This window comes from Rhodanobacter sp. FW101-FHT13A11 (assembly GCF_058790335.1).
In genome coordinates this window covers 190,142-208,578 of record NZ_JBYTCN010000003.1, presented here as the reverse complement: position 1 = coordinate 208,578, position 18,437 = coordinate 190,142, and the positions used below count along the sequence as shown (strand labels likewise).

Below are 18,437 nucleotides of genomic sequence, written 5' to 3'. Positions count from 1 at the left end.
GGACGCTGCCGGCGACGCCTCCGTGATCTGCGATGCCAGGCCGCCGGTGCATCCGTCGATCACCTTGCGGCGGATCGTCTGCCCGAGCTGTGGCCGCCGATAGGTGCGCCCGCCTCCAGGCGGGAGGGCATGCAGGAAATTGCGGGGCGTCGACAGCTGACGCCTCGATCCAGGATCAGCGAATCCCACACTGCCTTGTGGCGATTTGGCGCGCCGTTCTGAGAGCGTCGGCGCCGTCGTCACGGTGAATATGAATTTAACATGAACGAATTGTCGTGATTTCGTGTGAATGCTGTTCGAATTTTCTTACGAATCTTCGTAACTCCGTCTAGTATCCACGATGCCTCGTAGGGCCAGCGGTTAGATAACTGCATCTCTTCGGGGTTTTTATCGGGGGCTTTTTACTTAATCGGGGGATTACGGCATGTCTTTCAAATACAACAAGTTGCGTGAAGCAATTATGATTGCGCTGGTGGTGGGAGCCAGTGCATTGGCGGGGACGGACACGGCATCGGCGCAGACCAAGACGCCTGCAACCAAACCTGCGGATCAGGCAGCTGCCACTGGCGGCAATGTCGTCCAGCTGGAACGTGTCGAAGTCACGGGTTCGCGCATCCGCCAGACCGACACGGAAACCCAGCAGCCCGTCCTGATCATCAGCCGTGCGGAAATCGACAAGCAGGGTTTCCAGTCGGTGGCGGATATCCTGCAAAACATCACTGCAACTGGGACTCCGCCACTCAGCCGTGCATCGCCGCTGTCGGCGGGAGAGAACGCCGGCGGCACGTTTATCAGCCTGCGCAACCTGGGTGCAGCGCGCACCTTGGTGCTGCTCAATGGTCGTCGACTCGGGATTTCGACCAGTGGTCTGTCGGATATCTCCACGATTCCGGCGGTTGCAGTCGAGCGCATCGAAGTGCTCAAGGATGGCGCGTCGTCGCTCTACGGTTCTGACGCCATTGCCGGTGTGATCAACGTCGTCACCCGCTCCAATTACCAGGGCGCTGCCGCCAGCGTTTATCGCGGGGCGTACAGCCAGGGCGATGGCGCCATCACCAAGGGCGATTTCGTCATGGGCTTCGGCGGCGAGCGCGGCTCGTTGACTTTCACTGCCGAGGGCGGCAAGGAAGACGTGGTCAAGTCGAGCGCCCGGAACTTCAGCGCTTTCCCGCGCTCGTCCTACCATCCGACCGACTCTTGGACGACGGTGGGCCAGTTCGGCGGCTTTGTCACCACGGCTGCCACGGCTGTTCCCGGCCTGCCAAGCGGAACCCGCGTTGTCCTGCGCGACGGCGGCGACCCGCGCAATATCGCCGATTACATCCGTCAGGACATCAACACCGGCAGCTGTTCGAAAACGACAACGGTTGAATCCGGTTGCAGCCCTGGCTCGACGCTGCACAAAACCAACACCAATATGCAAACCGACCTGCGTACGCCGCTGGAACGCAAGTCGCTGTTTGTCGATGGCACGTACAACCTGGCCCACAACATCAACTTCCGCACCAACCTGCTGTACAGCAACCGATCGACCGATCGCACCGTTGCCGGTTACCCGATGCAGGCGACATCCTTTGCTGCGCCGATGGCGGCGAACAGCTACTTCAACCCGACGCGTGCACCGATCACCAACTGGTGGCGCCGTACATGGGAAGTGCCGCGGGTCTCCACCAGTGACCTGACCACCTACCGCTTCCTTGGGGCGATTGAGGGCGTATTTGAAGTAGCCGAACGATCCTTTGACTGGGATGTCAGCTACCTCCACAACACCAACAAGCTGCTGCAATCCACGTACGGCAACCTTAACCTCGGGCGGACGCGTGCGGCGGTGGGCCCGTCCTTCATGAACAGCAGCGGACAGGTTCAATGCGGCACCGCGCTGGCACCGATCGCCTTTACCGACTGCGTGCCGTTCAACCCGTTCCTCCCGGCTGGCCGCGCAGGCGCGGGCGGGTTGACCGACAACAAGCAGCTGCAAAATTATCTGTTCCAGGAAGAACACGCGACTGGCGAGACCAGGACCACCGTCATGGCGGCCAATATCTCGGGCTCCATCTTCGCTCTGCCCGCAGGCGACCTCGCTTTTGCCGCAGGTTACGAACACCGCAAAGAGCAAGGCAAGTTCGTTCCGGATGCCCTTGCCGTGACCGGCAACTCCACCAACCTCTCGGCCGGCCCGACCGGCGGCCGCTACTCCGTGAACGAGTTCTACGGCGAGTTGGAGATACCCATCTTCGCCCGGCAGCCGTTCGCAGAAGAGCTTGCCGTGAACTTGGCAAGCCGCCGTTCCGATTACAACACGTTCGGCAAAACCACCAACAGCAAGCTCGGCTTCAGGTGGAAGCCGATCGACTCGGTATTGGTCCGCGGCACCTGGGCCCAGGGCTTCCGTGCGCCGACCATTGCCGACCTGTACGGCGGCGGCTCGCAGACGTTCTCGTTCTTCACCGACCCATGCGACACGGTGTTCGGCTCCTCTGCCAACAACCCCACAACGCGGGCAAAGTGCGTCGCCGACATGGGCGCCAAGGCCAACACTTACCGCCAGTTGGGCCAGGGGTTGGTCCCGGTGGGTGCCCCCAACCAGCAGACACCGGTCGCGTTCACCTCGGGTTCGAACCCGACCCTGCTCCCCGAAACCGCGATCTCGCGCACTTTGGGCGTGGTCTGGAGTCCGACGTTCGCCGAGGGGCTGAACACGTCTCTCGACTGGTGGAAGATCCGCATCGAGAACACCATCGTCGCCGACTCCCCCAGCACGATCCTCAACGACTGCTACGTGCAAGGTATCGCCAGCCGTTGCTCGCCGCAGTTGTTCACCCGCGACGCGGCATTGGGATACATCAACTTCCTGAACTTCGGCGGTCGAAACGCAGGCTACAACGAAGTCGAAGGCTATGACTTCGACATCTCCTACCGATTCAAGACCGACAACTGGGGTGCATTCAGCGTCACATCCAACAGCACCTACACCGTTAAAAATGTGCAGATCAGCACCAACGACCCGCGCGTACCGTTGTCGTCGGTGGGTTTCGGCAGCAACTTCCGCGTCCGGTCCAACCTCAACATGGGCTGGTCGATGGGGGCGTTCGGCGTCAACTGGATGATGCGTTACTACTCGTCGATGAAGGAAGGCTGCACGTACTTCGTACCCGACAACGCTGCCCAAGGACGGGTCATGGTTGAAGGTCTGGAGTGCAACGAGGTGACCTATGCACCGACGGGTGCGTACGTAGCTGGCACAAACACCCCGGCCAGCGCCATTTCGCGTCGCAAGGTCACGGGTGCAGTCACCTTCAACGACGTACAGGCACGCTGGGAAGCGCCATGGAATGCGACCATTGCCGTTGGCGCCAACAACGTATTCGCGAAGTACGGCCCAGTGATGTACACCCAACCGAGCGCCAACGTGTCGTACTACGGTGGCTTTGATATCGGCCGCTTCGTCTACGTGAAATACACGCAGCGCTTCTGATCCACGCACTTCGCGTTGTGTCATTCGACCTGGCCCCGAAAGGGGCCAGGTTTTTTCATGGCCGACGCGGAGTCGAGCAGCGCGTATCACCGCGGGTGCGCTCTGCGTCCGTCAGGCCTTGGTCACGGCACTGCCAGTTGGCGATGGCGTCATCAACCCGGATCGAGCGTAAACGCGTCGGCATCCATCCACGCCGGGAAACGTTCGCGGTGCGCCAGCAGCGGCGCCGGGTCCAGCGTGATCGTCACCACCTGCTCCTGCGCGCCCAGTTCCACCAGCGGCTCGCCGACCGGGTCGATCACCGCGCTATCGCCGGCATAAGGAATCTCGTTGCCGTCCACGCCGACCCGGTTCACCCCGACCACGTAGCCGAGGTTCTCGATCGCGCGCGCGCGCAGCAGCGTGCGCCACGGGCCGCGGCGCGGCGTGGGCCAGTTCGCCACGAACACGGCCAGGTCGTAGTCCATGCCGCCAGCGGCAGAGGCCAGCCGGCGGTTGCGCAGCCACACCGGGAAGCGCAGGTCGTAGCAGACCTGCGGCAGGATGCGCCAACCCTTCAGTTCCACCACCAGCCGCTCGCTGCCGCCGCCGTAGCGGGTGTGTTCGCCGGCCATGCGGAACAGGTGGCGCTTGTCGTACTGCTCGAAGCTGCCGTCCGGCCGTACCCACAGCAGGCGGTTGTAGACGACGCCGTTTTCGCGGATCGCCAGGCTGCCGCAGACCACCGCACCCACCTCGACCGCCAGCGCACGCAGCCAGGCCACACCCTCGCCGTCCATGGTGTCGGCGCTGGCATGGATGTCGTTGCTGAAGCCGGACAGGAACGTCTCCGGCAACACGATCAGGTCGCTGCCGAGCGCCTGGCGCACCAGCTCGCCGTAGTAGTCGCGGTTCGCCGGCGCGTCGTGCCAGCGGGTGGCGCCCTGCACCAGCGAAACCTTCAGCGGTTGCATGATCACAGCCGGCATAACCGCTCCGCGGCCGCTTCCATCGTGGCGTCGCTCTTGGCGAAGCACAGCCGCAGCAGGCGCGTGCCCGGCGCGCTTTCGTAGAACGGCGTCAGCGGGATCGCCGCCACGCCGCCATGCTCGACCAGCCACTTGCTGAAGGCGAGATCGTCCTCGTCGCGGATGGCCGAATAGTCGACCAGCTGGAAGTAACCGCCCGGCACGTCGAGCAGCTTGAAGCGCGACGGCGCCAGCAGCGCGCGGAAACGGTCGCGCTTGGCCTGGTAGAACGCCGGCAGCTCCAGGTAGTGCTGCGGCGTGCTGGCCATGAACTCGGCGAACGCCACCTGCGCCGGATGGAAGGTGCAGAACGTGAGGTACTGGTGCACCTTGCGGAACTCGGCCGACAGCGCGGCCGGCGCCACCGCGTAGCCGACCTTCCAGCCGGTGCAGTGATAGGTCTTGCCGAACGAGGACACGACGATGCTGCGCTCGGCCAGCTCCGGATGGCGCAGCACGCTCTCGTGCCGCGCGCCGTCGTAGACGATGTGTTCGTACACCTCGTCGGACAGCACCACGATGCCGGTGTCGCGCACGATCGCCGCCAGCTCGTCCAGATCGGCCGCGGACAGCACCGCGCCGGACGGGTTGTGCGGGCTGTTGATCATGATCATGCGGGTCTTCGGCGTCACCGCGTCGCGCACGCGCTGCCAGTCGATCGCGAACGCCGGCACGGTCAGCGGGATATGCACCGCGCGCGCACCCTGCAGGTCGATCGCCGGCTCATAGCAGTCGTAGGCCGGGTCGAACACGATTACCTCTTCGCCTGCGCGCACCGTCGCGGCGATCGCCGCAAAGATCGCTTCGGTAGCGCCGGAGGTGAGCGTGATGTCGGTGTCGACGTTGAGCTTGCGGCCGTACAGCCGCTCGGTCTTCAGCACGATCTGCTCGCGCAGGGCGGCGGTGCCGTGCATCGGCGCGTACTGGTTGCGGCCTTCGTTCATGGCGCGGTTCAGCGCATCGCGCAACCCCTGCGGCGGCTCGAAGTCAGGAAAACCCTGGCCCAGGTTGACCGCCTTGTGCTGCATCGCCAGCTGGCTCATCACGCTGAAGATGGTGGTACCGACTTTGGGTAGCTTGGTCGCGATCATCATTTGGCCGTATAAATGTCCGTAAACCCAGAAGCGTACTGCATCGGGGCCAGCGTACGCATCAGATCGCCGGAAGTTCGTCCAGCGGGCGCTGCTTGCATTGCTCGTGCTTCAGCAAGGTGGTGGCCGGCAGCCGCTCGGCCAGGAAATCGACCAGCGCGCGCACGCCCGGCAGCATGCCGCGCCGGCTGGGATAGACGAAGTGCATGGTGCCCTCGGGTACGCTCCATTCCGGCAGCACCACCTCGAGTTCGCCGGCCGTGATCGCCGGCGCGCAGACGAACTCCGGCAGCAGCGCCACGCCCATGCCGCGCCGGGCAGCCTCCAGCAGCACCGCGAAATCGCCGGTGATCAGTCGCGCCTGTACCTCGACGTTGACCTGCTCGCCGTTCGCGCCGATCAGTTCCCACACTTGCGCGCCTTCGTGCTCGCGCATCGACAGCGCCGGCAGCTTGGCCAGTTCCTCCGGCGTGGCCGGACGTCCCTGGGCTTTCAGCAAGGCGGGGCTGGCCACCAGCTTGGTACGCGACTGGCCGAAACTGCGGATCACCAGGTTCGCATCCGTATCCAGCTTGCTGCGCACGCGGATCGCCAAATCGTAGCCCTCGCCGATCACGTCGACCCGGCGGTCGCTGGACAGCAGCCGCACCTGCATCTTCGGGTACAGCGCGAGGAATTCCGGCAGCACGTACGCCAGCACCGTTTGCGCCAGCGACACCGGGCAGCTCAGGCGCACCACGCCACGCGGCTCGGCGCGCAGTTCGTCCACCGCGTCCTGCGCCGCCTGCGCCTCTTCCAGCACGGCGCGGCAATGCGCGTAGAAGCGCTCGCCGACCTCGGTCACCACGAAGCGCCTCGTGGTCCGCTGCAGCAGGCGTACACCCAGCCGTTCCTCCAGTTGCGCCACCCGCTTGCTCAGGCGCGACTTCGGCACGCCCAGCGCGCGGCCGGCCGCGGAAAAACCGCCGTGCTCGACCACCGCAGCGAAGAAGTACAGGTCGTTGAGGTCCTGCAGGGCGCCGCTCAATATCGTCATGGTCGTTTCCATTCAAGAACGATAAGTTCGATAAATACCATCTTATCGCCGCATTGTTCCAAATATATCCTGATTCCATCGCCAATCACATGGCCTGACCAGGAACCTTTTCATGAAACTCTTGCATATCGATTCCAGCGCGCTGGGTGGTTATTCGGTCTCGCGCCAGCTGACCGCCGACATCGTAGCCGAGCTGAAGCGCACTACGCCCGACGCCAACGTCCACTACCACGACCTGGCCGCGCAGCCGCTGCCGCACTGGACGCCGGTGGCCGACGCCAGCGACCCCGCCGCCGTGCTCGGCACCGAGATGCTGGAAGAGTTCCTCGCCGCCGACGTGGTGGTGATTGGTGCGCCGATGTACAACTTCGCCATTTCCAGCCAGCTCAAGGCGTGGCTCGACCGCATCCTGGTCGCCGGCAAGACCTTCCGCTACACCGCGAACGGTCCCGAAGGCCTGGCCGGCGGCAAGCGGGTGATCGTGGCCTCCAGCCGCGGCGGTGTCTACGGCAAGGACACGCCTGCCGCCGCAATGGACTTCCAGGAGCCCTACCTGCGCACCGCGTTCGCCTTCATCGGCATCGGCGACATCGAGTTCGTGCGGGCCGAAGGCGTCGCGATCGGCGACGAGCAGAAGGCCGCGGCGCTGAAGTCGGCGCACAGCACGATCGAAACGCTGGTCGCCAAGGCCGCCTGACCCCGGCCGCACCGCCGACACGAACGCCCTCTCCCGCGCGGAGGGGGCGTTTTTCGTTGCAACGCCGGCGCCCGGCGGCCGCCACGGTGGAAAAACCGCGCGCCTGCCGACACACTGCGGGTTCACCCGCTACCGGAACCCGCGCATGAAACGCTCGCTACGCCTGTCCATGCTCGTCCTGCTGGCCCTGGCGCCCACCGTGCAGGCCGCCGACCTGCTGGTCGACAACGTCAACGGCTACACGCTGGACAGCCACGGCGAGCTGCAGCACTTCCAGGCGCTGCTGGTCGACCAGGGCAAGGTCGTCGCCACCGGCGGCAGCGCCGAACTGGCGGCACGCGCGGGCGACGCCAGGGTAGTCGACGGTCATGGCCACACCCTGCTGCCCGGCCTGATCGACGCCCACGGCCACGTGCTGGAACTGGGCTACGCGCGCAACAGCGTCGACCTCACCGGCACGAAATCGCTGGCCGAGGCGCTGGCCAAGGTGAAGGCATATGCCGCGGCGCACCCCGACGCAAAGTGGATCCTCGGCGGCGGCTGGAACCAGGAAATCTGGAAGCTCGGCCGCTTTCCCACCGCGAAGGAACTGGACAGCGTGGTGCCCGACCGACCGGTCTGGCTGAGCCGCGTCGACGGCCACGCCGCCTGGGCGAACACCGCGGCGATCCGGCTGGCCGGCGTGAGCAAGGCCAGCAAGGATCCCGGCGGCGGCCGCATCGAGCGCGACGCCGACGGCCATCCGGCCGGCGTCTTCGTCGACGGCGCCACCGAGCTGGTCGGCCGCAAGGTGCCCGCGCCGACCATGCCGGAAAAGGCCGCCGCGCTGGACACCGCGCTGGCCGAGATGGCCAGTGTCGGCCTCACCGGCGTCGGCGACGCGGGCATCGATGCGGACAACTACAGGCTCTATCGGCAGTACGCCGACGCGCGCAAGCTCACCGCGCGCATCTACGCGATGATCCATGACACCGGCGAAGCGTTCGACACGATCAGCAAGGAGGGCCCGCTGATCGGCTACGGCAACGGCTTCCTCACCGTGCGCGCGGTGAAGCTGTTCGCCGACGGCGCGCTGGGCAGCCGCGGCGCGGCGATGCTGCAGCCCTACGCCGACGACCCGCACAACCGCGGCCTGCTGTTCATGCCGCCCGCGACGATGACCGCGAAGATCGACAAGGCGTTCGGCAAGGGCTACCAGGTAGCCATCCACGCCATCGGCGACCGCGCCAACCGCGAAGTGCTGGACAGCTTCGCCGCCGCGTACAAGTCGCATCCCGACGCCATGGCGCTGCGCAACCGGGTCGAGCATGCACAGATCGTGTCGCTGCAGGACATCCCCCGCTTCGTGCCGCTCAAACTGATCGCCTCGATGCAGCCGACCCACGCCACCTCCGACATGAACATGGCGGAGGACCGCATCGGCCACGAGCGGATCAAGGGCGCCTACGCCTGGCAGCGCTTCCTCAAGCAGGGCACGGTCGTCGCCGGCGGCTCGGATTTCCCGGTGGAATCGCCAAACCCGTTCTACGGCCTGTACTCGGCGGTCACCCGCGAGGATCACGCTGGCCAGCCGCCCGGCGGCTGGTATCCCGACCAGGACATGACGCTGACCCAGGCGCTGCGCGCCTTCACCCTCGACGCGGCGTACGCCGAGCATGCGGAAAAGACCCTGGGCACGCTGGAGCCGGGCAAGTGGGCCGACTTCATCCTGGTCGACCACGACATCTTCAAGGATCCGGCGAGCAAGATCTGGAACACGAAGGTGCTGCAGACCTGGGTCGGCGGCAAGCAGGTCTACGCCGCACACGACTGACCGGGCGCCCCGCTTGCGCAAAGGCCGGCCGCATGGCCGGCCCTTGCCGTCTTGATGGTCAGATCGTGGACGTCCTGCCGCCATCCGTCGGGATGATCGCGCCCGTGACGTAGCTGGCCCGCGCCGAAGCCAGGAACACCGCGACATCGGCGATCTGCTCGGGCTCGGCCATGCGCCCCAGCGGAATGCCGGCGAGTTGTCGGGCCAGCACTTCCTCGCGCGGCTGGCCGCTGGCGCGCACGGCGGCATCCAGGCCCTCGTCGACCCGGCCGGTGCGGGTGATGCCGGCGCATTGGACCAGGTTGGCGGAAAGCCGCTGGGTGACGGCTGTCAGCGGCAATGGCTGAGGAATGCTCCTGTGCGGCCGCCGCCGCAAGCCGCAGCATGCCATCAGCGCCGCCGGGGCTCCCGCCCGGCCCTATAGGCCATCAGTCATGTTGCGTAATCGCATCGCGCCTATTGACAGCTCAAAATCTAGTGTTATAGTTCACTACAACACCACTCAACGAGGTCACTAAGGAGGCCCGTCATGAAAGCGCAGAACCTGATCGCCAGCGTCGCCGCCGTCCTGTTCACCTTCGCCAGCCTGAGCGCCGTCAACTACAACGTCGAGCGCCAGCCCGCCCCGGCCGCCAAGGCCAGTGCCATCCCCGTCATCAACCTGGCGCCGGTCCAGGTCCGCCCCAGTGCCGCCGAGATGCGCTCGGCCGCCCTGCTGAGCGAGATCGGGGTAGCCGGAATCGCCGCCACCCCGGCCATGCGCCGCCTGGAAGATCCCGGCAATACCGAGCAGTTCAGCCTGCTCGGGTCGCAGCTGGTCATGCCCTACTATGCGTTTGGCAACAAGTTCGGCCGCATCGCCAAGGAATAAAACATGAGCATGACCTGGAACGACAGCGTCCCGATCTACCGCCAGCTGCAGCAACGCGTGGTGGCGATGATCCTGGACGGCGCCTTGAACGAGGGCGACCCGCTGCCGTCGGTACGCCAGGTGGCCGCGGACTTTCAGATCAACCCGCTGACCGTGTCGAAGGCGTACCAGGAACTGGTCGACGAACAACTGGTTGAAAAAAGGAGGGGTCTGGGCATGTTCGTCATCGAAGGCGCACGCGAGGCGCTGCTGAAATCGGAACGCGAGCGGTTCCTGCGCGAGGAGTGGCCCGCGCTGTACGCCCGGCTGCAGAGGCTGGGGCTGGATCTGAATACGCTGCTGCGCGAAGCCCACGCCGGCAAGGATCAGGCCGACAAGGAGGAGAAATCATGAGCGCGGTGATCACGGCCAGCGGCCTGAGCAAGCGGTACAAGTCGGCGCTGGCGCTGGACAACGTCAGCTTCCAGGTCGAGCCCGGCCGCATCGTCGGCCTGATCGGCCCCAACGGTGCCGGCAAGACCACCGCGCTGAAGGCGATCCTGGGCCTCACCGACTTCAGCGGCGAGCTGAACGTGCTGGGCTTCGACCCGCGCAAGCAGCGCGACAAGCTGATGGGCGAGGTCTGCTTCATCGCCGACGTGGCCGTGCTGCCGCGCTGGATCAAGGTGCGCCAGGCGGTGGACTTCGTCGCCAACGTGCACCCGCGCTTCGACCGCGCCAAGTGCGAGGCCTTCCTGGCGCGCACCAAGCTGCAGCCCGACCAGCGCGTGCGGCAGATGTCCAAGGGCATGATCGTGCAGCTGCACCTGGCACTGGTGATGGCCATCGACGCCAGGCTGCTGATCCTGGACGAGCCCACCCTGGGCCTGGACATCCTCTACCGCAAGCAGTTCTACCAGAACCTGCTGGAAGACTACTTCGACGAGAACAAGACGATCATCGTCACCACGCACCAGGTGGAGGAAGTCGAGCACATCCTCACCGACCTGATGTTCATCCGCGACGGCAGGATCGTGCTGGATGCCGACATGGACGCGGTCGGCGACCGCTTCATCGAGGTGATGGTGGGCGCCGACAGGGCCGAGGCGGCCCGTGCGCTGAAGCCGCTGGACGAGCGGCAGGTGTTCGGCAAGAGCATTTTTCTGTTTGACGGCGCGAACCGCGCGACGCTGGAGCAGCTGGGCGAAACCCGCCGGCCCTCCGTCAGCGACCTGTTTGTCGCCACCATGAAGGGAACCTACGCATGAAAACCTTCTATTGGCTCCTGAAACGCGAGTTGTGGGAACACCGGGGCGGCTTCTTCTGGGCGCCGGTCATCACCGGCGGCGTGTTCCTGCTGCTGAACCTGATGGGCATCATCACCGGCGAGGTGATGGGCAGGAGGCGCGGCTTCAACTTCGCCTTCGGCGGCGCCGACAACAACATGCGCCTGCTCAACAGGGCGCTCGACAAGAATTCCATGGACAACGTGGGCGCAGGCCTGGACATGGCGATGTATTCGCCGACGCTGATCATCGGCGTGGTGCTGGGCTTCGTGGTGTTCTTCTACTGCCTCGGCGCGCTTTACGACGATCGCCGCGACCGCAGCCTGCTGTTCTGGAAATCGCTGCCGATCACCGATACCGCCACCGTGCTGTCCAAGGTGGTCACCGCCACGGTGGTCGCGCCGCTGATCGCCGTGGCCGTAGGCATGCTGACCGGCATCGTGATGCTGCTGATGTTCGCGATCACGCTGTCCTTCCATGGCGTCGGCGTATGGCACTTGCTGCTGCTGTCGCATCCGCTGCAGGTCATAGCCAACCTGGTCGGCTCGATCCCGCTGTACCTGTTGTGGACATTGCCGACCGTGGGCTGGCTGATGCTGTGCTCGGCCTGGGCCCGCAGCAAGCCGTTCCTGTGGGCGGTGGTGTTGCCGGTGGCGCTGGGCATCGTGATCGGCTGGTTCAACCTGCTGGGCACGATCGACCTGCAGAACAGCTGGTACTGGCGCAACGTGGTGGTCCGCGCCCTGTTCAGCGTGTTCCCCGGCGGCTGGCTCAGCGAGGTTCCGCGTGTCGGCGGCAACAACCCAGCCGAAGTGCTGTCCACGCTGAGCGTCACCCACACCTACGTCGCCCTGGCGTCGCCGAACGTCTGGATCGGTGTCGCCGCCGCTGCCGCCATGCTCGCCGGCGCCATCTGGTTCCGCCGCTGGCGCGACGACAGCTGACTTCCGCTCGAATTCGGGGAAAGGAGAACACCTATGAAGTCCATCACGTTCAGCGCGCTCGCCTTGGTCCTGCTGCTGCCGCTGGCCGCCTGCAGCCAATCCGGGCCGGACACCACCCAGTCGGGCGCCGCCGGCGACATGGCGCAAGCCGCGAAGGAAGTCCGCGAACAGACCTCCTCCTCGGCGATCGCCGCGGAGGTCCGCAAGAGCATCGAGCAGTCCAAGAAGGAACTGGTCACCCAGGACATCGGCCTGGGCAATATCCACGTCGGCAACGGACCACACCCGCATGACGGCTCCCTCCCCAAGGCAGTGATCACCCCGCAAGGCACGCTGGTGATCGCCGGCAAGCCGGTCGAGGCCACGCCGGAGCAGCACGCCATGCTGGTGGATTACCGCCAGCAGATCATCGGCATCGCCGAGGCCGGCATGGACATCGGCGCCAGCGGCGCGGACCTCGGCGTCACCGCGGCGAAGCAGGCGATCTGGGGCGCGTTCACCGGCAAGAGCGACAAGGAGATCGAGGCCAGCATCAAGCCGCAGACCGACCAGATCCAGGCCGCCGCCATGCAACTGTGCAAGCGGCTGCCCGACATACTGGCCTCGCAGCAAAAGCTCGCCGACGCCATGCCCGCGTTCAAACCCTATGCCACGATGCAGCAGAAGGACGTCGACGATTGCGGCAAGGACATGAAGGACAAGGACGGCAAGAAAGGCTTCGCCGTGTTCTCCGATTGATCCCATGCAGGAGCCCGCTCGCGGGCGGTGCATTTGCTCTGATGGTTGGCTGGGTAGGGAGATTCAGAACACGAGCATCGCCCGCGAGCTGGCTCCTACAACAACAAGAAGTTGCAGGGTCAGCCGTGGATACCGCCCTTGGTCAGCGCCATCGGGTCGAGCAGCTTCTTCAGCTCGTCCCTCGACAGCCCGGTGGTTTCCAGCGCCACGTCCATGATCGGCCGGTGCTGCTTGTACGCCAGCTTGGCGGTGGCCGCGCCCTTCTCGTAGCCGATCACCGGGTTCAGCGCGGTAACCAGGATCGGGTTCATCGCCAGCGCCTGGTTCACCCGCGCCTTGTTGACCTTGAAGCCGGCGATGGACTTGTCGGCCAGCAGCACGCTGACGTTGGCCAGGATGCCGATCGACTGCAGCAGGTTGTGCGCGATCAGCGGCAGCATCACGTTGAGCTGGAAGTTGCCGGACTGGCCGGCGATGGTGATCGAGGCGTCGTTGCCGATCACCTGTGCGGCGACCATCGCGGTGGCCTCGGGAATCACCGGGTTGACCTTGCCCGGCATGATCGACGAGCCCGGCTGCAGCGCCGGCAGCTCGATCTCGCCCAGGCCGGCCAAGGGGCCCGAGTTCATCCAGCGCAGGTCGTTGGCGATCTTCATCAGCGCCACCGCCAGCGTCTTCAGCGCGCCGGACAGCTCCACCGCGGCGTCCTGCGCGGCCATGCCCTCGAAATAGTTCTGCGCCGATTCGAACCTCACCCCGGTCAGCTTCTTCAACTGCGTCGCCATCGCCGGGCCGAATTTCGGATCGGCGTTGATCCCGGTGCCCACCGCAGTGCCGCCCTGCGGCAACCGGCGCATCCGCTTCAGCGCATCCTCAATCCGCTCGATGGCAGAGGCCACTTGCGCCGACCAGCCGGACAACTCCTGCCCGAAGGTGATCGGCATCGCGTCCATCAGGTGGGTGCGCCCGGTCTTCGGCGTGCTGCGCAGTTCGCGCGCGCGCTTGTCGATGGTTTTCTTCAGGTGCTTCAGCGCCGGCAGCAGTTGTTCGCTGGCGGTGAGCGTGGCGCTGACGTGGATCGCGGTGGGGATCACGTCGTTCGAGCTTTGCCCGTAGTTGACGTGGTCATTCGGGTGCACCTTGGCGCCGCCCTGCACCGCCAGGTGCGCGATCACCTCGTTCGCATTCATATTGGTGCTGGTGCCCGAGCCGGTCTGGAAGATGTCGATCGGGAACTGCGCGTCGTACTGGCCGCCCGCCACCGCCAGCGCCGCCTTGCGGATCGCCGCGGCCTGGTTCTTCTTCAGGTGGCCCATCGCCAGGTTGACCTCGGCCGCGGCCGCCTTGATCAACCCCAGCGCGCGGATGAACGGGCGCGGCAGGTGCAGGCCGGAGATCGGGAAGTTGTCGATCGCGCGCTGGGTCTGCGCGCCGTACAGCGCGTCGGCGGGGACTTTCAACTCGCCCATGCTGTCGTGTTCGATGCGGAAGCTGCTCATGGGGAAAATCCTTCGGGGGGAAAGAGCGTTGGATGATTAAAGCAGCGCCACGCTATTTTGAGCCGTTCGGGCTGAGCGTAGCGCCAAAGGCGCGAAGTCGAAGCCTCTCCCGATACCCCTTCGACTTCGCCGCTGCGCGGCTACGCTCAGGGTGAACGGGGAAAAACACTATAAGCCGCCAAGCAGAGACGCGCTGTCAATGTAAAATGGCCGTTTCACCCCGCCGGAATGCCCCGATGTCCTCTCACGCCCTGACCGCCCTGTCACCACTGGACGGCCGCTATGCCGGCAAGGTCGAAGCGCTGCGCCCGATCTTCAGCGAGTTCGGCCTGATGCACCGCCGCGTGCAGGTGGAAATCGAATGGCTGCTGGCGCTGGCCGCCGATCCGAAGATCGCCGAGCTTCCCGCGTTCAACGCGGGCCAGATCGACACGCTGAAAGCCATCGCGAACAACTTCAGCGTGGCCGATGGCGCACGGATCAAGGCAATCGAGGCAACCACGAACCACGACGTGAAGGCAGTCGAATACTTCATCAAGGAACGCATCGGCACCGATGCTGGCCTGGCGCAGGCCAAGGAGTTCGTGCACTTCGCCTGCACCAGCGAGGACATCAACAACCTGTCCTACGCACTGATGCTGCGCGACGCGCGCAGCCAGGTGCTGCTGCCGCAGCTGGACGCGGTGATCGCCAAACTGCGCGACATAGCCCACGCTAACGCCGCGCTGCCGCTGCTGTCGCGCACCCACGGCCAGACCGCCTCGCCCAGCACGCTGGGCAAGGAAATCGCCAACGTGGTGGCGCGCCTGGAACGCCAGCGCCGGCAACTCGCCGCCGTGGAAATCTCCGGCAAGATCAACGGCGCGGTGGGCAACTACAACGCCCACGCCATCACCTATCCGGAAGTCGACTGGCGCACGTTCTCGCAGCGCTTCGTGGAAAGCCTCGGCCTCGACTTCAACGCCTACACCACCCAGATCGAGCCGCACGACAACGTGGCCGAATACTGCGACGCCGTGCGCCGCGCCAACATCATCCTGATCGACCTGGCCCGCGACATCTGGGGCTACATCTCGCTGGGCTACTTCAAGCAGACCCTGAAGGCCGGCGAAGTGGGCTCCTCGACCATGCCGCACAAGGTCAACCCGATCGACTTCGAAAACGCCGAAGGCAACTTCGGCCTCGCCAACGCCCTGCTCGGCCACTTCGCGGAAAAGCTGCCGATCAGCCGCTGGCAGCGCGACCTCACCGACTCCACCGTGCTGCGCGCGCTCGGCACCGCCTTCGGCCACAGCCTGGTCGCGCTGGAATCGCTGAAGAAAGGCCTGGGCAAACTCAACGTCAACGCCGACCGCATCGCCGCCGACCTCGACGCCAGCTGGGAAGTGCTGGCCGAAGCCGTGCAGACCGTAATGCGCCGCTACGGCCTGCCCGAACCGTACGAACAGCTCAAGGCGCTGACTCGCGGGCATGGCATCACGCGTGAATCCATGCGCGAGTTCATCGGCAAGCTGGAGCTGCCCGCCGAGGCGAAGCAGCGCCTGCTGGCGCTGACGCCGGGCGGTTACACCGGTCTCGCCGAAGGGCTGGCGCGGGATATCTGACGCGCATCCTCCCACCCTCAAGTTTTACCGGCGCCATGCCTGCGCAAGCGGGCATCGCGTCGTCGTCGCGGCATTGCGGTATTGCTCCTCCCCCTGCTTGCAGGGGGAGGTTGAGAGGGGGTTCTCCGGGATTGCCAAGAATCAAAAGCACCCCACCCCAACCCTCCCCTGCACGCAGGGGAGGGGGACTCTCGTTCCAGGCCGCGCGGCCCGCTGCGTATCAGGCGAGGGCCTTCTTCACCAGCCCTTCCGCCTCCATCGCCGCTTGCACGGCAGGACGTGCGGCCACGCGCTTCTGGAACGCCAGCAGCGCCGGGAAGCCCGACAGATCCAGCTCCACGGGCTTCGCCCAATTGGTGACGGTGAACAGGTACGCGTCGGCGGCGGTGAAATGGTCGCCCAGCAGGTACGACTGCTTCGCCAGCACGTCCTCGATGAACTGGTACCGGCGCTTGAGGTATGCCTTGCGCTCGGCGCGGGTGGCCTCGGGCGTGTCCGGCTTGAACAGCGGGCTGTAGCTCTTGTGGATCTCGGAGTTGATGTAGCCCAGCATCTCCTGCAGGCGGTAGCGCGCCAGCGTGCCGTTGGCCGGCGCCAGGCCGCTCTCGGGCTTGAGGTCGGCCAGGTACTGCACGATCGCCGGGCCTTCGGTCAGCAGTTCGTCGTTGTCCAGCACCAGCGCCGGCACGTAGCCCTTCGGGTTGACCTGCCAGAAATCCGCGCCGCCCTCGGTGCGCTTGGCCTTGCCGTCGACCTTTTCCAGCGGCAGCGCGATGCCGGCTTCCAGCGCCACGATGTGCGGCGACAACGAGCAGGCGCCCGGCGAGTAATAAAGCTTCATGTATTTTCTCCGTGTTGGGGGCGTGGGGAAGAACCACCGCTGCGGCCGCGCGAGGCGGCTGCCTGCACGCGACACAGCGATGGCGGCATGCTAGCCATCATGGTTACCCATGGATACCACCTAACCATCGGTTAGCGGGAAAATGTAGTATCCCTCCGGTTACCGCACTCTCCGATGGAATCCCGATGGGCCTGCCCGTACGCAAGAGCAAGGTCACCGCACCGCCGGCCTGCCCGCTCACCGAGAGCCTGGCGCTGCTGCGCGGCGCGTGGGCGCCGAACGTGGTGTGGTACCTGAGCGCCGAACCGCGCCGCTTCGGCGAACTGCGCCACGACATCCCGCGCATCTCCGCGCGCGTGCTGAGCGCGCGGCTGCGCGAGCTGGAATCGCGCGGGCTGGTGACGCGGTGCGTGCTCGACACCTCGCCGCCGTCGGCCGAGTACGCGCTCACGCCGCTCGGCCGCGAGCTGCTGCCGGCGATCCGGGCGCTGGCCAGCGTGGGCCAGAAACTGATCGCGGAATGGGAAGCGGGAGCGTCGAAACGCGCACCCGCCGCCGCACGCGGAACGGTTCCGGCCGGCCGCCGGCAAGCTCGGGCGACCGGCCCATGACCGCGCTCAGACTTCGTCCGAACCCTCGTTGACCCCCTCGAACAGGAACGTCGACAGATAGCGCTCGCCGGTATCCGGCAGCATCGCCAGCAGCACCGAGCCTTCGGGTGCCTCCGCGGCGACGTGCAGCGCCGCGGCCAGCGTGGCGCCGGAGGAAATGCCGGTGAAGATGCCTTCCTGCTGCGCCAGCACGCGCGAGGTATCGCGGGCCAGCACGTCGTCGACCGGCACGATGCGGTCGACCACCTTGGGGTTCAGCACGGCTGGCACGAAGTCCGGCGTCCAGCCCTGGATCTTGTGCGGCTGCCATTCCTTGCCGGAGAGCAGCGCCGCGCCGGTCGGCTCGCTGGCGATGATCTTCACTTCCGGCCGCGCCACTTTCAGCACTTCGCCCACGCCGGTGAGCGTGCCGCCGGTGCCCCAGCCGGTGACGAAGTAGTCCAGCCGGCGGCCGGCGAAGTCGCGCAGGATCTCCGGCGCGGTGGTCTGCCGGTGATAGGCCGGGTTGGCTGGGTTCTCGAACTGGTTGGTGAAGAACCAGCCGTGTTTTTGCGCCAGCTCCACCGCCTTCGCCACCATGCCGGTGCCGCGCGCGGCGCCTGGCGTGAGCACCACCCTGCCGCCGTAGGCGCGGATCAGCTTGCGCCGCTCGAGCGAGAACGTGTCCGACATCACCGCCACGAACGGGTAGCCGCGCGCCGCGCAGATCGCCGCCAACGCCACGCCGGTGTTGCCCGAGGTGGCCTCGATCACGGTCTGGCCGGGTTTCAGAACGCCACGCTGTTCGGCGTCGAGGATGATCGCCAGGGCGAGCCGGTCCTTCACCGAGCCGGCGGGGTTGAACGCCTCCACCTTCACGTACAACTCGACGTGCTTCGGGGCGAGGCGATGGAGCCGGATGATCGGGGTGTTGCCGATGGTGTCGAGGATGCTGTCGTGGATCAC

17 protein-coding genes are annotated in these 18,437 nt (G+C 65.8%); 10 read left to right on the top strand and 7 right to left on the bottom strand.

Features of this window, described 5'->3' with window-relative positions; genetic code table 11:
• Nucleotides 1-424: 424 nt before the first annotated feature.
• Entirely contained in the window at nucleotides 425-3,475 is a 3,051-nt protein-coding gene (locus AC3WRN_RS05345) for a TonB-dependent receptor plug domain-containing protein (RefSeq protein WP_492622192.1), read from the top strand.
• A gap of 152 nt (nucleotides 3,476-3,627) precedes the next feature.
• Here the strand turns inward: AC3WRN_RS05345 and AC3WRN_RS05340 are convergent, their stop codons facing one another.
• From AC3WRN_RS05340 to AC3WRN_RS05330, 3 genes are all read right to left on the bottom strand, one after another.
• Nucleotides 3,628-4,428, bottom strand: coding sequence for an amidohydrolase (locus AC3WRN_RS05340; RefSeq protein ID WP_492622191.1), 801 nt, complete (start codon nucleotides 4,426-4,428; stop codon nucleotides 3,628-3,630).
• A 2-nt stretch (nucleotides 4,429-4,430) separates the two neighbouring features.
• Nucleotides 4,431-5,573 carry a pyridoxal phosphate-dependent aminotransferase gene (locus AC3WRN_RS05335; protein WP_492622268.1) on the bottom strand — a complete coding sequence of 381 codons (1,143 nt, stop codon included), beginning with the start codon at nucleotides 5,571-5,573 and terminating at the stop codon, nucleotides 4,431-4,433.
• A 61-nt stretch (nucleotides 5,574-5,634) separates the two neighbouring features.
• Nucleotides 5,635-6,609: a LysR substrate-binding domain-containing protein gene (locus AC3WRN_RS05330; protein WP_492622190.1), complete on the bottom strand. Its 975-nt coding sequence runs from the start codon at nucleotides 6,607-6,609 to the stop codon at nucleotides 5,635-5,637.
• Nucleotides 6,610-6,721: 112 nt separating this feature from the next.
• On the opposite strand from AC3WRN_RS05330, the gene AC3WRN_RS05325 reads away from it, so the two are divergent.
• Nucleotides 6,722-7,306: an FMN-dependent NADH-azoreductase gene (locus tag AC3WRN_RS05325; RefSeq protein ID WP_068091667.1), complete on the top strand. Its 585-nt coding sequence runs from the start codon at nucleotides 6,722-6,724 to the stop codon at nucleotides 7,304-7,306.
• Between the two features lie 145 nt (nucleotides 7,307-7,451).
• Complete coding sequence (locus tag AC3WRN_RS05320; protein WP_492622189.1) at nucleotides 7,452-9,119, top strand: amidohydrolase; 1,668 nt, start codon at nucleotides 7,452-7,454, stop codon at nucleotides 9,117-9,119.
• 58 nt (nucleotides 9,120-9,177) lie between these two features.
• On the opposite strand, the gene AC3WRN_RS05315 is transcribed toward AC3WRN_RS05320, so the two are convergent.
• Entirely contained in the window at nucleotides 9,178-9,459 is a 282-nt protein-coding gene (locus AC3WRN_RS05315) for an SDR family oxidoreductase (protein WP_492622188.1), read from the bottom strand.
• Nucleotides 9,460-9,648: 189 nt separating this feature from the next.
• Here AC3WRN_RS05315 and AC3WRN_RS05310 point away from each other — a divergent pair, with 189 nt between their 5' ends.
• From AC3WRN_RS05310 to AC3WRN_RS05290, 5 genes are read left to right on the top strand one after another with little or no spacing between them, the layout of a single operon-like run.
• Entirely contained in the window at nucleotides 9,649-9,990 is a 342-nt protein-coding gene (locus AC3WRN_RS05310) for a hypothetical protein (protein WP_492622187.1), read from the top strand.
• Nucleotides 9,991-9,993: 3 nt separating this feature from the next.
• Entirely contained in the window at nucleotides 9,994-10,383 is a 390-nt protein-coding gene (locus tag AC3WRN_RS05305; RefSeq protein ID WP_068091675.1) for a GntR family transcriptional regulator, read from the top strand.
• Nucleotides 10,380-11,237, top strand: a complete 858-nt coding sequence (locus tag AC3WRN_RS05300) for an ABC transporter ATP-binding protein (protein WP_492622186.1) — start codon at nucleotides 10,380-10,382, stop codon at nucleotides 11,235-11,237. Before AC3WRN_RS05305 ends, AC3WRN_RS05300 begins: the two co-directional genes overlap by 4 nt.
• Nucleotides 11,234-12,199 carry a hypothetical protein gene (locus AC3WRN_RS05295; RefSeq protein WP_492622185.1) on the top strand — a complete coding sequence of 322 codons (966 nt, stop codon included), beginning with the start codon at nucleotides 11,234-11,236 and terminating at the stop codon, nucleotides 12,197-12,199. The genes AC3WRN_RS05300 and AC3WRN_RS05295 overlap by 4 nt, the downstream gene beginning before the upstream one ends.
• Nucleotides 12,200-12,232: 33 nt before the next feature.
• Complete coding sequence (locus AC3WRN_RS05290; protein ID WP_068091684.1) at nucleotides 12,233-12,937, top strand: YggN family protein; 705 nt, start codon at nucleotides 12,233-12,235, stop codon at nucleotides 12,935-12,937.
• A 119-nt stretch (nucleotides 12,938-13,056) separates the two neighbouring features.
• Here the strand turns inward: AC3WRN_RS05290 and AC3WRN_RS05285 are convergent, their stop codons facing one another.
• Nucleotides 13,057-14,436 (bottom strand): class II fumarate hydratase, encoded by a 1,380-nt coding sequence (locus AC3WRN_RS05285; RefSeq protein WP_492622184.1) that lies wholly within the window; start codon nucleotides 14,434-14,436, stop codon nucleotides 13,057-13,059.
• A gap of 236 nt (nucleotides 14,437-14,672) precedes the next feature.
• Between AC3WRN_RS05285 and purB the strand changes: the two genes are divergently transcribed.
• The gene (purB, locus tag AC3WRN_RS05280; protein WP_492622183.1) at nucleotides 14,673-16,040 is read left to right on the top strand and encodes an adenylosuccinate lyase; all 1,368 of its coding nucleotides are present in this window, start codon (nucleotides 14,673-14,675) and stop codon (nucleotides 16,038-16,040) included.
• A gap of 220 nt (nucleotides 16,041-16,260) precedes the next feature.
• Here the strand turns inward: purB and gstA are convergent, their stop codons facing one another.
• The gene (gene gstA / locus AC3WRN_RS05275) at nucleotides 16,261-16,881 is read right to left on the bottom strand and encodes a glutathione transferase GstA (protein WP_492622182.1); all 621 of its coding nucleotides are present in this window, start codon (nucleotides 16,879-16,881) and stop codon (nucleotides 16,261-16,263) included.
• A gap of 185 nt (nucleotides 16,882-17,066) precedes the next feature.
• Between gstA and AC3WRN_RS05270 the strand changes: the two genes are divergently transcribed.
• Nucleotides 17,067-17,492, top strand: coding sequence for a winged helix-turn-helix transcriptional regulator (locus AC3WRN_RS05270; protein ID WP_492622181.1), 426 nt, complete (start codon nucleotides 17,067-17,069; stop codon nucleotides 17,490-17,492).
• 6 nt (nucleotides 17,493-17,498) lie between these two features.
• On the opposite strand, the gene cysK is transcribed toward AC3WRN_RS05270, so the two are convergent.
• Nucleotides 17,499-18,437, bottom strand: coding sequence for a cysteine synthase A (gene cysK / locus AC3WRN_RS05265; RefSeq protein ID WP_492622180.1), 939 nt, complete (start codon nucleotides 18,435-18,437; stop codon nucleotides 17,499-17,501).

Coding starts and splice junctions, on each gene's coding strand:
- AC3WRN_RS05310 (WP_492622187.1), top strand. CDS start 9,649: ATGAAAGCGCAGAACCTGATCGCCAGCGTCGCCGCCGTCCTGTTCACC.
- AC3WRN_RS05300 (WP_492622186.1), top strand. CDS start 10,380: ATGAGCGCGGTGATCACGGCCAGCGGCCTGAGCAAGCGGTACAAGTCG.
- purB (WP_492622183.1), top strand. CDS start 14,673: ATGTCCTCTCACGCCCTGACCGCCCTGTCACCACTGGACGGCCGCTAT.
- AC3WRN_RS05295 (WP_492622185.1), top strand. CDS start 11,234: ATGAAAACCTTCTATTGGCTCCTGAAACGCGAGTTGTGGGAACACCGG.
- AC3WRN_RS05270 (WP_492622181.1), top strand. CDS start 17,067: ATGGGCCTGCCCGTACGCAAGAGCAAGGTCACCGCACCGCCGGCCTGC.
- AC3WRN_RS05305 (WP_068091675.1), top strand. CDS start 9,994: ATGAGCATGACCTGGAACGACAGCGTCCCGATCTACCGCCAGCTGCAG.
- AC3WRN_RS05285 (WP_492622184.1), bottom strand. CDS start 14,436: ATGAGCAGCTTCCGCATCGAACACGACAGCATGGGCGAGTTGAAAGTC.
- gstA (WP_492622182.1), bottom strand. CDS start 16,881: ATGAAGCTTTATTACTCGCCGGGCGCCTGCTCGTTGTCGCCGCACATC.
- AC3WRN_RS05290 (WP_068091684.1), top strand. CDS start 12,233: ATGAAGTCCATCACGTTCAGCGCGCTCGCCTTGGTCCTGCTGCTGCCG.
- AC3WRN_RS05340 (WP_492622191.1), bottom strand. CDS start 4,428: ATGCAACCGCTGAAGGTTTCGCTGGTGCAGGGCGCCACCCGCTGGCAC.
- AC3WRN_RS05345 (WP_492622192.1), top strand. CDS start 425: ATGTCTTTCAAATACAACAAGTTGCGTGAAGCAATTATGATTGCGCTG.
- AC3WRN_RS05325 (WP_068091667.1), top strand. CDS start 6,722: ATGAAACTCTTGCATATCGATTCCAGCGCGCTGGGTGGTTATTCGGTC.
- AC3WRN_RS05330 (WP_492622190.1), bottom strand. CDS start 6,609: ATGACGATATTGAGCGGCGCCCTGCAGGACCTCAACGACCTGTACTTC.
- AC3WRN_RS05335 (WP_492622268.1), bottom strand. CDS start 5,573: ATGATCGCGACCAAGCTACCCAAAGTCGGTACCACCATCTTCAGCGTG.
- AC3WRN_RS05320 (WP_492622189.1), top strand. CDS start 7,452: ATGAAACGCTCGCTACGCCTGTCCATGCTCGTCCTGCTGGCCCTGGCG.